A 15,839-nucleotide genomic window follows, 5' to 3' on the forward strand; every position below is an offset into this window, starting at 1 on the left:
CGGAGGCCAACTGGGAGGAATGCACCATCCGTTGGCCCGTCAACTCACCGCGAATGTGGTGCTTCACGATGGGCGCTACCGTTGGATGCTACTCGGTGCCTGGCGGTGCGAGCGGGGCGAGGAGTTCGCGGATGCGTGCTGCATGCGCCGCGATTTGTGCCCGGCCTGCCGCGCGAGGGTCGGCCTCCTCAACGTCAGCCTCCGAACCGTACTGTTCCAGTAGGTCGCGGATGTGGAGGAACGGGTCCGTGTCCGCTTCCCGCGCCGCCTCCACCCAGGCTGCCTCGGTGTCCGCCGCGGACTCTGCCGCAAGGATGACGAGCTGGCGGATGAGCCTGCCGACCTCGATGTCCAGCGACTGCGCGATCCACAGGTGCGTGTCGAGTCGGGTTTCCTCGGCGCTCGGCGATGGCAGGAAGCCGAAGGCACCGAAGAACGCATCCCCGGGTTTCGGGTCGAGCCGGGCGACCGCGCGGATCACGCTTTCGGAAAGGTCCAACGGGTACTCACCGAACATCGCCCCGTGGCGGTGCTCCCAGAGGCGCAGGATGTGATCGACGAGCTCGTTCTCCGCGGTGGCGCGTTCCGCGCCCTGCAGCGTCTCGAGCACGGTCAGACGTTCGGCGATGTGGTGCGCCATCCACTGCGAAAGCAGGTCGTCCTCATCGAGTGTGGCCGCGATCCGCTCACCGAGCGAGAGGACGGCCGAGATAGTCGCGCCATCCCGTGTCGGGGGTGTAGGAGAAGTATCGGACATAGTCATCGAGGAACCCCAGTTGTTCGTCGGAACGATGGTAGCTGCGTGTTTCCGGGTCGCGGTCGAAGCGGACTTCCACGATGATCGCGGATTGCGTCTTCGCGGAAAGTTCCGCCAGCAGAGCCGAGGTCACCCGCAGCCGAGTGCCTTCCGGCCCGCGCGGGTCACGGCCGCCTTCTTTCAACGCCCAAGCTTCCGCCACGGCAACGGGTGTCGGCTCGGTGGCCGCAATCCAGTCCAGCCCGTTCGGTGCTTCTGAGAGGTGAAGAAGGTCCCGCACCCACTGGCTCGGCCTCGGCGTCGGATAGGTGATGTCCTCTGCGAACGGGTCTCGATGGTCCGCGCCGGTCTCGCTGTTGTCGTCTTGGATCCAGCCACGCAGAATGTACGGCCCGACCTCGAGGTCGTCGTCGTAGTCTGTGAATGGCAGACGGTGACTCTGCAACGACGGGGCGGTCTGCAGTGCACGGACCAGGGCACGGGCTGTGCGCAGGTCGACGAGCGCGCTGGTCACGATGATCCGCTCTCGCCCGCCGTACGCTTCGTTGCGCGCCGACTGGCGCACCGTGACCCACCCGTCCTCGCCGAGGAACGCGTTCTGGAAGTCGTCGGCGGAGACATTCCATCGCCAGTCGGCGGCCGTGGGTGAGGTGTGGCCAAGGCCGGCGGGGGTGGGACGGCGGGCGTCCGAAATCCACCAGCGGTCGTTGCGGGCGAGATCGTAATCTGCGAACCATCGGGCGAATCGGGGGTTCTCGTCGTCGGCGCTCTGCACCGGCGACTCGTGGCGGGTCAGTCGGCCGGCCACCGTCAGCGCCGCGTGATAGGCGAGGTAGTACTCGAAGTCCTCCGCGGTGGGCACCTCACCCTTGCGGAAGAAGGTCTCCTCCTTCCCGTATGCGCGGCCGGTGTGTCGTGGGTCCGCGTCCAGTGCGGGGTGTCCGCGGAGGTTCCACTCGTCGAGGATGAGGTTGCTGGCCGCGTTCAGCGTGTCGGCGTGGTCGACGCCGAACGATTCGGACAGTGGGCCAAGCGAGTACTCGTCGGTGTCGAAGTGGAACTGGAACTCCGAGGTGGGTGCGTCGTGGCCCCACGGTCTCGGTGCGTGGGGCATGTCGTCCCAACCGACGACCCGGACGGGGCGGAGGGGGATTCCGGTGTCCGCCAGCGCAGGGCTCCCGGTGTGAAGGCCGATCTGTGCGCCCAGGTGCTGGATACGCAGGTGATCCGGGTGCTGCGCGCACAGCGTTGCCACCACCGACAGCAGCGAAACCACCGCACTCGGGTCAGCGACCGCGGCACGTTCGATCGCGACGAGCAGGGCCTCCACCGCATGCATTCGGTAGAACGGGAACTGCGACTCCACGAAACCACCCGGCGCGTCTGGGGCGGACGCGAGGCCCGCGAGGGCGTAGGCGAATTCCTCGTCCCGGTACTCGAGAAGGAAACGAACCGCGTGGGTCGCCCGCCACCGCATCGAGCCCCGCGGGTCGGCCAGCGCCGACCACAGGAACCCTGCGGTCGCGGCCGTCAGTTGCGTGGTTGATGGAATCACCGTCATGTCATCACGCCAGGGTGCCATCTCGACAGCGGCGTCGACCAGGTCCAGGGCCCGTCGCAGACCGGCCGTCGCCTCAGTGGAGGTCATCAGCGGGGCGAGGTTGCCAGCCAGTCGGTAGCAGGCGTCCGCGGACGACACGATGTTCGCCGGTTCAGCCGCCGCCACCGCACGCAGCAGGGTGTTACGCGGTTGGGTGCCGAGGAGCGCAGCGAGTTCGTCAAGCTCCGCGACGCGGTAGCCGTACCCGGACACGATGCCGGTCGCATTGGCAGTGATGTACGTCTCCGCCAACTCCTTCAGGGCGCGTTTCAGGGCGAGGCTGTTCGACGGCAGCGATCCGACGAGTCTCAGGAAGTCCAGCTGCTGTCGTGCGCTGAAGGCCTCGCTGTCGTGGAATGCACGCACGATTTTGCCCCACTCGTTCGCCGGTTGTGTCGAGATCTTCTCGACCAGGGCGGTGACGTCGGAACCGGCGTGAGCGTCGGCCAGCGCCGCCGCCGCCATGGTCATACCGTCGACGGTGGTGATGTCGAGCTGTCCGAGCCGGTCGCGAAGGGTCGACTCCCTTTCCTCGAGCTCCAGCTGGTATCTCCCGTCGCCGAGGGACGAACTGGTCACCCCGGGCGAATTCGACGGGATCGGGTCGCTGAGTGAGGGGATGCGGAAGCGGGTTGCGAGCGCGGTGCCGAGCTGCTCGCCGTCGAGGTCGGTGCCCCTCACCCACTGCAACCGCCGGATGAGCTGGAACCGGCGTTCATCCAGGGTCCCCTGGTCTTCCAGGGCGGCCACGAGCGGACTGGCGGCGATTCGGTCGCTGAACGGGGTGAACGCGATCGCGAGATGAGGCGCGTCGGTGAACAGTCCGGAATCCTCCTCCACCAGGGAGAGCACCATGTACTCGAACAGCCCGAACCGACGGTCCCGCCACTGGCTGAGCAACGCCAACCCCCGGGCGTCCGTCAGATGGCGGACGGTGCGGATGAGCGCGCGGTCGTCGAAGCCGTCATCCATGTACGGCTGCAACGCCTCCGCGGTGCGCCCGATGCGTGCAGCGAGCAGGTACGCATCCCGCTCATCGTCGGTGCTGGCGGCTTCGGCGACGGTGAGGATGGCCGTCCACCGATCCCACACATCATCACCGACCCGTGAGGCCACGTCGACGGCCCGTTCGTAGTAGCCGCGCGCTTCCTCCCGGTCGAAGGCGTAGACGGCGCGGGCGAGTTCGACGAGGTCGCTGGCCATCGCGTCAGCCTGCTGCTTTTCTTGCTCTGCGGCCTCTGCGGCGGCACTCAGACAGGCGTAGGCGGGGCCCGCGTACCGGCTGTCGCCGTGCAGACAAGCCACCATGTCCGCGGCCACGCCCGAGCCCGAATGGTGGGATGCGGCTGCGAGGACAAGCCCGAACTGCTCGACGATCTCGGACGCCTGCGTGTCCCGGGCAAGCTGCGCGGCGATCGGTCCGGCGATGCGGCGCAGCAGGACCCTGTCGCCGTAGCCGGACCTGTGAGTGGGATATGTGCGGATGAGGGCGAGGCTCTCGTCGTCGCCCGCGTCGGCCAGACTCCACCGTGCCCACTGGTCGAGCCAGGGAAGCATCGGTGTGAGCTCTCCCCGGCGACGGTCGCGGTCGGAGTCGTCGCGACGGTTGTCGTCGGTAGGCGGCGGGAGGAGGTCTTCGAGGCTGAGGGCATAGCCGGTCAGTCGCGCGTGAAGCGCGTAGGCATGCAGCAGCCCGGAATGGTCGCGCCCGAGCCGGTCACCCAGACTGTTCGGCGGTGTGGCGGGCAGGTACCCCTCGACGAGGTGGGCCGCCTGCGTCGGTGTGGCGATGCCGGAGCGGACGGCGCAGGCGGCGATCCATGCCACACCGCGGGGGATCGCGTCCGCGACGCCCTGGTGAGCGAAGTCGCCCACGTTGAAGTCCACAGGTTCGCCGCGGAGCGTGTCCCACGCGACCGTGGTCTGCTCGGCGTCCATCGCCAGCCCCAGCCGTTGCAGTTCCGCGGCGACGCCAATGCTGAGCGCCGCGGACCGCGACGCAACACCGAACGTGGTGGCGTGTCCGCGATCCCCTCGGGACAGGAGCATGGCCACCACCAGCGCACTGGTCTCCAGCACCCATCGGGCAGGCTGCCACTGTTGCAGGAACGCCGCCGCTGCCGCTGGCCCGTCGACGTACACGGCTGCCAGCGCGACTTGCGCGGTCTGCGCGGCGGTGACGTGCTCGGTACCGTGCTCGCGGGGCGTGCGCACCCACGCGCGCATCGCACCGATGGACGCGCGCAGCCGGCTGCGCGCCTCACCGACTCGGTCGGCCTTCACCGCCAGCATCAGTGCTTCCGCGCCCAGCGCGGAGCCCGGCCATTCGCTGGGCAGCAGTCGGGCAGCGCGCAACTCGTCGATGGTCGCGCTGTCGATGAAGTCGCCGGTCAGGTCGGCGACGCTGCGGAGCAGCTGGTAGCGGCGGTCCCCGCTTGCGGCGACGGAACCGGCCAGCAGGGCCAGACGAACGATATCCGCCGGCCGTTGCAGTTTGAACGCGGCACGCAGTGCGAATGCGGTGCGCAGTTGAGCGATCTGGCGTCGCTCCACCTCGCCGGTGTCCGGCAACGCGTCGTCGGACACGCCCAACGTCATCAGGTCGTCGTATCGGCCGGCCTCCCACAGCACCTGCGGCAATGACGCTGCGGCGTACGCATTTGATGCGGAGAGCTCGGTGAGTTGTTCTGCGAGACGGCCCGCGGTGCGCGGGGTCAGTTTGTATCGCTCGCGGAAGAACGTCTCGGTGGGCTCGTCGAGGAACTGCACCGCATCCTCATCGATGAGCAGGCCGCGCCCCAGGTCAGCCACGAAGCTTTTGATGAGGTGCGGGTCACCGCCGCTCAGCGACGCCAGCACCGGCACCGGGATCCGTGGCCGGAGCGTCGCGAGAAGCTGACCGGTGCGCTCCAGTATCTCTTTATCCTTCCCGGCCTCTGCGAAGATGTGGTCCAGTCGGGTGGTCAGCAGCTGGGTGATGGCATTCCCGCCGGACGCGGCAGCGCCGGCGAGGGACCGCAGGCACTCGTCGAGGCTTTGGGTATCCTCCAGCACCAGGGCTTGGGTGCGCGGGTTCCCGGAGGTTCGATGGTGGAATTCGACGGCGTCGCTGTCGGTCGCGTCGGTGAAGCGTGCACGCAGCAGGGCCGTGGACTCGGCGAGTGAGAACTCGGGGAGTTCCAACGGCTTCGTGTCGGGGCGCGGGTGGAGCAGGCCGACCCGATACGGGCGGCATGTTAGTGCGATATGGACGTTCGGTGGCGGCGTCATCTGGAGCAGGTCGCGGACGAATGTGCGGTCACCGGGCTCAGCTTCGGCAGCCGCGGCAGCATTGTCGGCCGCGTCGACGAGAAGGATCAGCTTCCTGCCGGGGGAGGAGGCAGCTAGGCGCGCCGCCGCCTCGGTGAGGCGGGCCTCGAACGCTTTCACGTACTCGGGTGCTTCGGTGCCCCGTGCCGGGACCAGTGGGGAGCATAGTCCGAGGGCTGCGATCTCCGCCGCGATCTGCACGAGCCCGTCCCGGTGACGGTGACGATAGTGATTCGCGGCGCGGTATTCACCGTTGCCGAAACTGTCGTACACGACCACGTCCGCACGATCGGAGACCAGCCCGGAGAGTTGGGTGGCGAACGTGCTCTTGCCCGCACCACCGTCAGCGGTGACCAACACCGGGCGGTCGCTGGCAAGGATCTGGTCTGCGATGTCGTTGTAACACGCACGAGGCAGCGCCTGCGGGTCGTTCTTGAGGAGCGACGGGGCGGGGAGCAGCTCGGTAGGGTCGACACGGAATGCGGCGGCAATGTCTGCCAGCTGCAGGCCCGTCTTGATTTCACCGCTGGTCCGGGAACTGACGGCCTCGACGAGCAACGCTTGGGTGCCCGGGTCGGCGCCTCCCATGAGCCGCGCGGAGTCAAGTCCGAGACGTGTCCTCAGTGCGGCGAGGCTTTCCGGGTTGCTGTGGAAGCTGATGCGGTGACACAACGCGGCAGCCTCGGCGGGGTCTTTTGGAAGCAGCTCCAGGATCTTCCGCTGGGTGGAGCCGGGGGTGGCAGGCGCGCCGGCGCGGATGCGGTCGAGCGCCCCGGCCAATTTCGGTCCGATGGGCCGGTTGGTGACGACGCTGTACCGGACGGTGGCGGTGCGGGGCACCCGGAACACTTTCGCGCTGCGTGTGTCGATCATCGCGAACTTGCGGAGGGTATCCCGCAGGTCTGACAGGCCGAGGTTCGTGGTGCGGCGTTTGGTGGAGTACTTCAGCTGACGAACGACGACGTGGTCGATTTCGCCTGGAGTTGGTCCGTAGTATTCGGCGATGTCGATGATCTCGTCGCCGGCGACCGGGTCGCCGGCGGCCCCCTCGATCCAGATCGTCTGCAGCCCCGATCGCTGGTCGAGGAGTTTTAGCGACTGGACCGCAGCCCACACATGATGGAACCGCTCGCCGGCACGACTGTCCTGCACGGACTCCGAATAGCTTGCCGTGGCAGCCTCGCCGTCCGCATCGTCCCCGCTGCCCGCCAATTTCACCCCTCGTCGTCACCACCCGTTCCACATTCTGCACGATCCGTCGCGAGCACCAGGGAGCTCACTCCTGGGGAGTCGACGGGGCCAGGTGCACGCCGCGGATCAGGATTCCCGGCGCGGTGACATCGTGGACGCCGGGGACCTGCGGTTCGAGGATCGCTGAGACCGGAACCGGCTCCGGGTCGCTTGCCTCCAGCTCCTCACGACCCCGCCCCACCCAAACGCGAACGCCGTTCGTGAGCTCGAGAGTCGGACCCACACGATCAGGCGGCGCCGGGACATCGAAACCCGGCTGCGTCATCCACACGTTCGCCTTGGTCAGCTCGTCCCAGCGGTCGGCGACCTCGATGGTCTCGTATCGTGCGGGCACCGGCCAGTGACCGAGGGCTGATCGATAGGCGCCGATCACGAACGCGCGTCGGTGTCCATCGACGAACTCGGGGGGTGCGTACTTCCAGGGCGCGCGGTCAACGCCGGCAGGCAGGCGGGCGTCGGGCGAGAGATTGCTCTCCTTGGTCTCCGCGGTCCGCCAGGCGACCTCGCCGTGCAGCGACGTCTTCCAGCTCGTCACGCCTGCATCGGCGATGTAGGTGTCCTCCCCGTGGCACCAGACCACAAACTGCCCGACCGTCAGGCCCGTGTGCGGGCCGGACGTGATCCGGAACGCGAATCGGATCCGTGGAGATTTCGCCATCCCCACATCATGCCGGTCCTCTCGAGCAGCGGCGAGGCGGACTCTGCCTGATCAGCTCAGTCATCCGCGCCTGGTTGATCTTGACCGCGGCATCGACGTCAAGGATGCGTGCGGCCAGCCGGCTGGCTTCTTCCCGTGCAGCCGCGGCGATCAGACTCTCGGAGCGCTCCCGCCATCGGGACGCCTGTTTGATCTGCCCGCGACCGGCTTGGCTTCGATGAACACGCCCCGACCGTGAACAGCGATGCGCAGGTCCGACTGGGCGGCGTGGTCTCGGCCAGCAGCCAGCCAACGTCGCGACTCGGGATAACAGGATGGCCAGCCTGGTGCGACAGCCCAGGTCGGCCACATGCCCTGGCCTAGGTGGTCTGCGCGGGTCGACCGGCCGGCCGGACCGCCTTGCGCCGCGAGCGCTACTCGGATCGGGACCGCGCATACGTGTGGCATGGAAGACCGAGCGACTCCGAATCGGACGCAGTGCGGCGGCAACGAGGATGCCTCCAGTACCTCGCATCCTCAACCTGCGAAAAACGTTACTGACCTGGAGTTGCTGCACTTTGCTGGAAAGCGTGGCGCCTTACCGCGGAAAGCGCCTGGAACGGGGTTCCGCGACCCCTTGAGCCGCCTGGGCTCGCGGAAAAAGTTACAGAGCCACAGCGGGCCCTGTTCGATTTTACGAGCAGCGGTTCTCACTGAATTGCGGAAAGTAGCCGGTCGGAGGTCAGAACCTCCGACCGGCTTCTTCGTTTTCGCACGGAGTTGGTCGCTCCGATGCCCCGGATCTGCGCTCGCGATGACCGGCCCGACTCGAGCAGCCCCTTTCGGGGCTGCTCGAGTTCGTGTTCTCTTCGGGGTTTGAGGCTTGCGCCACCCTCCGTTGACGAACCCCTAGGCTCGGCGCCGTCGACGCGCCATGACAAGCGCCGTGCCGAGCGTCAGCGCGATGACCGCCACGATGACCGCCGTCGTCGCAATCGTCCCGCCGGTCGCCGCGAGGCCGCCGGCGCCCGTTTGTCCCTCCGGCGCGCCCGCGCTCGGCGTCCCCGCGCCGGGCTCGTCCGTCCCCGGGGTCGGCTGCTCCGTTCCGGGGTCCACCGGATCCACGACCGGCTGCAGGTCTGCGGGGGTGAGCGCGGAGGCGTAGACCACTCGGTGCGCCGAGAGGTGGATGTCAGGCGTCAGCACCTCGTACTTCGCGCGGACCCAGAACGGCGTGCCTTCGTCCGCGGGGAAGGTTCGGCTCACGACGGGCCCAGGCTCGGTGACCCTGTCGTGGCCGACCTGCTCGCTGTGGAACCGCGGGCCGTAGATGTCGGCGCCGTATCCGGCGGACAGGTCGAACCCGCTGCTGTATGCCGGGTAGCGGTTGCTGACCGTGAGTTCGATGCCCGCCGCCGCGCGTTCGGCCTCGTCGGCTGGCGGTGCCGCCGCGACGACCCAGAAGTCGTGCGACACGTGCGTTTCGGATGCGCACCGCGCGTTGCCCGGGTTGGCGTAGGAGCCGGCGAGCTGACCATCCACGAGCACGTCGACGCCGGTGATTCCTGTGAGATCGAATGTGGCCGTCACCCTCGGCTTGTCGATCCACACCGAGCCGAACACGACCGGACCGGCGCACGTCTTGGAGCGGATCGTCGCCTGAGTGACGGCACCGACGGAGTTGTCGTAGACGAGGTCGACGGAGTTCTCGTCGTCGGGGTTCTGCGTGAGGGTGAGCGCGCTGGGCGCGGTCTCCTCCACGGTGAACGCACGCTCCCTGAGGAGCGCGGGCCCGTCCACCCCGTCTATCCATGCACGCACCACATACGCGCCCGGAGTGAGCGGTACCGCTGAGGTCCGCGCGGAATCCGCGTCGAACATCGGGTCGCTGTACACCTCGAGGTCCTCGCGCATCGCTTCGGTGCCACCGGTGCTGGTCATCGTCGTGTGCACCGTGCCGGCGCCGCCGAACATGACCTCGGCGGAGACGGACGCTCCGCCGTCCTGAAGGTATTCGACGTTCTCGAACACATCGTGCACGATCACATGGCTGGCAACGAGCGACCCGGCGAGAGTGATCCGTCCCGCGGACACGGTCACCGTGTGGGTTCCCTCTGCCGCGTCCTCGGGCAGCGTGAGCCGGCGTGCGGCCGATCCGTCGTCCGCGCTCAGGCCGCGGACCACGGTCGCGTCGTCGAGCGTGATCTCATACGCGGCATTCGCCGGGAGCCCGGTCGTCGCCACCGTGAAGGTGCGGCCGGGGCGCACATAGCCAGGGGAGACGCTGAGCGCCGGCTCCCCTGGAGCGGCCGCCGGTTCCCCAGACGTCCGCACGTACACGTCGGTGCTCGCACCGGTCGATCCGAACAGCACGCGGCCGTAGTAGCGGGACCCCTGGGCGAGACCGTTCCACGTCACCTTGGCCGGCGACGTCTCACCCAGCTGCAGGTTGAGCTTCGCGGGGTCGATCTTCGGTTCGCCCACGTCGGGGTCGCCGCCCAGGAGGTAGGTCGTCAGCTCGTAGTCGAGGTCGCCGTCGCCGCTGAGGAAGGACACGTCGAGGACGTATTGGCCGGGTTCGAGGTCACGACGAACGATGTCCTCCTCGGGGCCGGGTGAGGTCGCCTGGTCGAGGTAGAGCAGACCCCCGAACTCGTCGACCTTGTACAGGGCGAGGTCGAGGTCGCTCGCGGCAACCTCCCCAGCGAGTTCGAAACGCGCGGTCGTCGTGCCGTCGGGGACAACGACGACGTGACGGTCCGCTGCCGAACCGGCGGTCCCCGTGCCGCGGACCACGCGCCCTTGCACGAGTCCGGCGACAGTGACATCCACATCCATCGTCTCGCCCGCGGCGACGGGGATCTCCACGGTTCCGGACTCGCCTTCGCCGGTCACAGTTCTGGGCACGGCGATGATGCTCGGACGGACGGCCAGCGGGATCACCACGGTGTCACCGTCCGACCCCGACCAGCGCAGCGTGCCCGTGGCGAACGCGTCGAGCGGTGCGCTGGTGCGGCGGAACGTGATGGTGAATGTCTTCTCCTCGCCCGCGCCGGCGAAGTCGATACGGGTCGGACTGACGCTCACCTCGACGCCGGGGATCGACACGTCGTTCGCACTGTACGACCCGGCGCGGGTGGCCGTCACCGTGCGGGTGACGGTCTGCACGCCGGCGAGGCTGCCCACCGCGACCGACGCGAGGTTGAGGTCGGATGGGTCGATCGGCTCGACGCCGAGGTCGGCGGCGCCGATGCCCTGCACGTAGCCGTTCCAGTCGGCCACGCCGTTGAGGAACAGCAGGCCGGGGTCGAGGAATCTGGCGGGCCGGACCTGACCGGCTCCCTGACCGAACGGGTCGGTGTAGGCCGAGCCGTCCGCATTGAGCGTGTCGCTCGCCGTGGTCATGAGCGCAGACTTGATCTCGGACGGCGCGGCGTGCGGGTGGGCGCCGAGGTACAGCGCCGCCAGCCCGGCGATGTGGGGCGAAGCCATCGACGTTCCCGACAGCAGCTCGAACGCCGGGGCACCGCCTTCGCTGTTGCGTCCGTCGGCGAGGATGGCGACGCCGGGCGCGGTGATGTCGGGCTTGAGGATGTCTCCGCCGTCCGCGAGGACGGGGCCGCGGGATGAGAAGCCGGCCAGCTGAGGAGCGACCGGTGAGGGACGTCCCGTGGTGTTCCCGTCCTCGAACGTCGCCGTCGCGCCCTCGACCTTCGCGTAGGCGGAAAGTGCGGTGTAGACGTCGGCGTCCACATGGATGGTCGGAACGGCGTGGATGTCGAGGTCGATCGAGTTCGTGGTCGGATTCACGAGGATCATGGCGATGCCTCCCGCACGTGCCACCTCCGCGGACTTGGCGACCCGGTCGACGACACCCCGCTCGCACAGGACGATGGCGCCGGCCGCCTTCACCGGGTCGAGGGTGTCCGGGCCGCACAGTTGAGGGTTCGCCGCGCCTTCGGAGGCGGCGCTCGCCGCCGCGATCACGCGCCCGGTGACCCCTTCCACGTCGGCGATGCTGCCGCCGGCGTAGGCCTGGCCGTCGCCGGTGCGAACGGTCGCTTCGTAGCTCGGGATCGTGCTGGCCGCGACAGTGGTGATCCACGGGGCGGCGTTGTCGACGGTGGACTCGGCCGGGCCGTCGTTGCCCGCCGATGCCGCGACGAAGATGCCGGCGGCCGCAGCACCGAAGAATGCCTGATCGGTCAGCGCCACGGTGCTCAGCGCCCCGCCGCCGCCGATGGAGTAGTTGATCACGTCCACGCCGTCGGCGACGGCCGCGTCGATGGCCGCGAGAAGATCGCCGGTCATGCATCCGTCGTCGTAGGCGGCGGGTCCGCTCCAGCACGCCTTGTACACGGCGACCTTCGCCGCCGGTGCGACTCCCGAGATCTCGCCGAGGTCACGGCCGGCGACGGAGGCGGACACGCCGTTGTTGCCGGCGGCGGTGCTCGCCGTGTGCGAACCGTGCCCGTTGGCGTCGCGAGGTGACAACACCTCGCCGCGATCGCGCCCGATGTAGTCCGCGCCGTAACTGTCGACGAAGTAGCGCGCGCCGATGAGCTTCGTCGAGCAGTCGCCCGCGTCGAAGGCCTCACCGGCCTGGCAGATTCCGCGGAACTGCGTCCCGTCCGCCTTGTCGAAGACGATGGTGTCACCATCCATGTAGGGCGCGTCGCCGGACGCCGACGCGAGGGCCTCACCGGCGAACGAGGGGTTCTCCGGTGCGATACCGGAGTCGATGACACCGACCACCACGCCTTCGCCGGAGTTCTGGACGCCCCCGAGCGACGCCCACACCCCGTTGTCTCCGCTGAGCCCGATGTAGTCCGTGGATGGTGTCGCGGCCTGCAGGTGCAGGAGCTCGTCCTCGACGATCGACGCCACCCGCGGGTCCGCCGCGATCTCCGTCGCCTGCTCAGCGCTGAGCGCCGTGGCGAAGCCGTTCGTCGCGAGGGTGTACGAGGTCACGATCTCGGCTCCGGCGTCGGCGGCGACGGCCTTCTGCTGCGAGACGAGGTGGTCGGCATACGCAGCCGCGGCCTTGGCGCGCGGGTTCAGGCTCTTGCCGTCTTCGGGCTGCGTCGCCCGGTAGGACGGGATCGTGCCACGATATGTCGCCACGGCCGCGCCCTTGAGCGTGACGATGTATCGACCGGCCTCGAACTCGTCCGTGGCAGCGGCTGCCGCGGGCGTCGTGGCGAGTGCGAGGCTGGACAGGAGTGCGGCGACTGCGGCGATCGCGGTCGCGCGACGAGCTGAGAAGGTCACAGAACGTCCTCGGGGATGCGTGTCGACCCCGTGTGGGCCGAGCTGGACCTCATTCTGCGAGGCTGAGCGCAGCCGGCGCTGGCCGGATCCGGTCAATGACCGCGAGCGGCCAGATGGTGAAACACGGGTGTTACACCAAGGTCAGATCCATCCCCGGCGGTTCGCCTCGACGCCGGCTTGGAAGCGGTTGCTCGCACCCAGCGCAGCCATCAGCTCCTGGCTGCGGCGCCGGAGCGTGCGCGGAGAGATTCCGAGCTGTCGCGCGATGGCGTCGTCCTTCATGCCGACCGCCATGAAGGTGACGATGGAGACGTCTTCGGCGGAGGGCGCGTCGGCCGGTGGGGACGGGTAGCGCCGACTCGTCTGGGGCAGGCCTCTGAGCGGTGCGGCGACGGCGAGCGGAACGGCTCGCGTCCACTCGTGTTCGAAAAGGCTGCGCAGTGCGGCGACCAGGGGCGGTGCGGAGGTGACGAGCGCGCTGATCCCTCCGGGATCCAGACTGAGGGAGGCCAGCGCGATGCTTGCGTCTACGACCACGAGTTTGAGCGGGAGATCATCGGTGATCCGGGACTGCTCGCCCTGCGCCGCGAGCTCGCCCACTTCTTCCCAGGTGGCGCCCTCATCGAAGCTCGACACCGTGTAGATGGCGCGCCACTCCACTCCTCGCGCGAGTACCGCCGACTCGAACGGATCGAACGAGGCTGCAACGTACGGCGGCCGATCGAACGCGAGGAACTCGAACTTCGCCTGATGCTGCAGCCGGGCGTACCAGCCCGCAACGGCGTCCGGGTCCGTGACGAAGTGACTCTGGGGCTCGTCCGAGGTCGACTCCGAGGCCGCGTCGAAGTGCTCGGCGAGCATCGGGATGGTCTCGCGCAGCCGTTGTCCGCGTTCGGTCAGGTGCTCGGCGAGGGCACGGATGGCGAAGCGCGGATCCACGGCGGAGTAGGCCGGGTCAGCGGACTCGAGGCGGGTGACCAGCCCCGCGGTGCGCAGCTCTTCCAGACGGGCCAGCACCGTCGCCTCGTCGGCCTGCGTGCGAGCTGCGATAGCGGCAGCCGGTGCGCGACCTTCCAGCAGCACCGCGAGATAGATGCTCTCGCCCAACGAATCCACTCCGGGCAGGTCGAGCGGACTGCCGTTGGCTGCCGGCCACTGGTCGCTCATGCCCTGAGCCTAGATGGGCAGCGAAGCGGGATCCCGACCCGCTGCGTGTGCGACCACGGCACGCCGGGCGCGCTCACGCGCCGTCGAGCGCGGGCGGCAGTGCGAACACGATCTCTTCGATCTCGCGTCCCACGCCCGGGGCGAAGTCGACGTTGCGCGACACCTCGGTGAAGCCGACCTTGGTGAGGACGGCGATGGAGGCGGCGTTGTGCGCGGCCACGCGGGCGAACAGCGGCCGAATGGGCTCGCGCGAGATCAGGTGGCGCAGCGCCGCGGTCGCGACGCCCCGCCCCCAGGCGTGGCGGGCGATCCAATAGGTGACCTCGCGGTCGCCGTCGACGGTGAAGGATGCCGCGGTCCCGGCGAATCCGCCGTTCTCGGTGACCACGAAGGAGAGGACGTCGGCCGTTGCGCGCTGCCGTTCGATCCACGCGTCGAACGCCGCGCGGTCGTCGGGGTCCTCCGCGGTGAACGCGGCCATCGTGATCGCCTCACGGTCGCGCATCATCTCGAAGACGGCGTCGAGGTCGTCGTCGTCCAGGGGTCGCAGATCGATGTGGTTCACGAGCTTCACGGTAGCCGCGGCATCCGTCACCGAGAAGGGCGGGAAGTCAGCTGAGGCCGTGAATGGTGCGCAGCAGCGATTCGGCCCGATCGGCGTCACGGGAGACGAACGCCTCGCGGAACTCCTCGTAGGCCGCGGTGCGGCCGATGGGGCATTCGATGAACGGTCGCCAGCCCACCATGTCGCGCCGGATCGCGAACTCGTACTCGCGCACGAACTGCAGGAGCGCGAAGTTGCCGCTCGCATGTGTGACGACGGAGAAGAACGCGTGGCTGGCCATCGCGAGGGTGTCCGGGTCGTTGGCGCGGGAGGCGGCGATGACATCGTCCAGGCGCTCCAGTGCGAGGTCGAGGGCGTCGGCGTCCGCGCGTGCCGAGGCCATGCGCACCGCCAGGCCCATGTTGAACGCGACGAGCTCCACGGTGTCGCTCTGCTGGTGGGGGTGCGACACTCGCGTGTAACGATGTGGCGACACCTCGACCAGGCCGGCCCGCTCCAGTCGCTGCAGTGCTTCGCGCACCGGCGTGCGCGAGACTCCCAGCCATTCCGCCAGCTCCTGGTCGCGCAGGCGCTCGCCGGGGGCCAGCCGTCCGTCGAGGATCGCCTCACCCAGGCGCGCGTACACCTCGTCTCCGAGGACGGCGCGGCTCGGCTCGAGCGGGACGAAGGGGGCACTCATGAGTGGCACCAGTGTACGCCGGAGGATTCACGTGCATAGACCCGCTTGAGCGGGCCTTGAGGGGGACCGCGAGAGGGCCGCGAGACCCCGTCCGAAGATGCGGAAACACTGAGGAAACCGGCCTCGCTCTCGCACTGATATATCGGTACGATGTTCCCTGTCCACGTTACGACGTGGCCTATCCGGGGGGATCCGTCGACGCCCGGGCTTTCGAGCCAAGCTCAGCCCGGGCGGACGATGGTCCGTGTCCCGCGAACGAATGCTGTGCAACATTTGTGTCACCTTCGCAACTGGGTCTCGCCGCGCGCCCGCCTGTTCACTACGTTGGATTGCAATCGCCGCAATCGCGACGAGATCAACGAAGAACGGCAAGTAATGAGCACGCAGGGCACCGTCAAGTGGTTCAACTCGGAAAAGGGATTCGGCTTCATCGCTCCCGATGAGGGTGGCGCAGACGTCTTCGCGCACTACAGCGCAATCGAGTCGAGCGGGTACCGCTCCCTCGAGGAGAACCAGCGCGTCGAGTTCGAGATCGCGCAGGGACCCAAGGGCCTCCAGGCCGAGAACATCCGCCCGCTCTGAGCGGAGGATCGATCGCTTCAC

Annotated in this window: 8 protein-coding genes; 1 reads left to right on the plus strand and 7 read right to left on the minus strand. The window is 68.5% G+C overall.

Annotation, left to right across the window (positions count from 1 at the left end):
- Positions 1-88: 88 nt before the first annotated feature.
- The 7 genes from J2Y46_RS05445 to J2Y46_RS05475 form a co-directional block, all read right to left on the minus strand.
- Positions 89-763, minus strand: a complete 675-nt coding sequence (locus J2Y46_RS05445; RefSeq protein ID WP_310240836.1) for a hypothetical protein — start codon at positions 761-763, stop codon at positions 89-91.
- Positions 687-6,878, minus strand: a complete 6,192-nt coding sequence (locus J2Y46_RS05450) for a hypothetical protein (RefSeq protein ID WP_310240837.1) — start codon at positions 6,876-6,878, stop codon at positions 687-689. Before J2Y46_RS05450 ends, J2Y46_RS05445 begins: the two co-directional genes overlap by 77 nt.
- Before the next feature lie 64 nt (positions 6,879-6,942).
- On the minus strand, positions 6,943-7,575 hold the full coding sequence (locus J2Y46_RS05455; protein ID WP_310240838.1) for a hypothetical protein: 633 nt from the start codon (positions 7,573-7,575) through the stop codon (positions 6,943-6,945).
- An 888-nt stretch (positions 7,576-8,463) separates the two neighbouring features.
- The gene (locus tag J2Y46_RS05460; RefSeq protein ID WP_310240840.1) at positions 8,464-12,825 is read right to left on the minus strand and encodes a S8 family peptidase; all 4,362 of its coding nucleotides are present in this window, start codon (positions 12,823-12,825) and stop codon (positions 8,464-8,466) included.
- 141 nt (positions 12,826-12,966) lie between these two features.
- Positions 12,967-13,992, minus strand: a complete 1,026-nt coding sequence (locus tag J2Y46_RS05465; RefSeq protein WP_045302009.1) for a LuxR C-terminal-related transcriptional regulator — start codon at positions 13,990-13,992, stop codon at positions 12,967-12,969.
- 73 nt (positions 13,993-14,065) lie between these two features.
- Positions 14,066-14,557, minus strand: a complete 492-nt coding sequence (locus J2Y46_RS05470) for a GNAT family N-acetyltransferase (protein ID WP_084695767.1) — start codon at positions 14,555-14,557, stop codon at positions 14,066-14,068.
- Between the two features lie 46 nt (positions 14,558-14,603).
- A complete protein-coding gene (locus J2Y46_RS05475; RefSeq protein WP_045302011.1) occupies positions 14,604-15,236 on the minus strand; it encodes a GntR family transcriptional regulator in 633 nt (210 codons plus the stop codon).
- 375 nt (positions 15,237-15,611) lie between these two features.
- Here J2Y46_RS05475 and J2Y46_RS05480 point away from each other — a divergent pair, with 375 nt between their 5' ends.
- Complete coding sequence (locus J2Y46_RS05480; RefSeq protein WP_045302013.1) at positions 15,612-15,818, plus strand: cold-shock protein; 207 nt, start codon at positions 15,612-15,614, stop codon at positions 15,816-15,818.
- The last annotated feature ends 21 nt before the right edge of the window (positions 15,819-15,839 follow it).

Source organism: Microbacterium sp. BE35, from assembly GCF_031457705.1.
In the GTDB taxonomy this organism is placed as follows: Bacteria; Actinomycetota; Actinomycetes; order Actinomycetales; family Microbacteriaceae; genus Microbacterium; species Microbacterium trichothecenolyticum.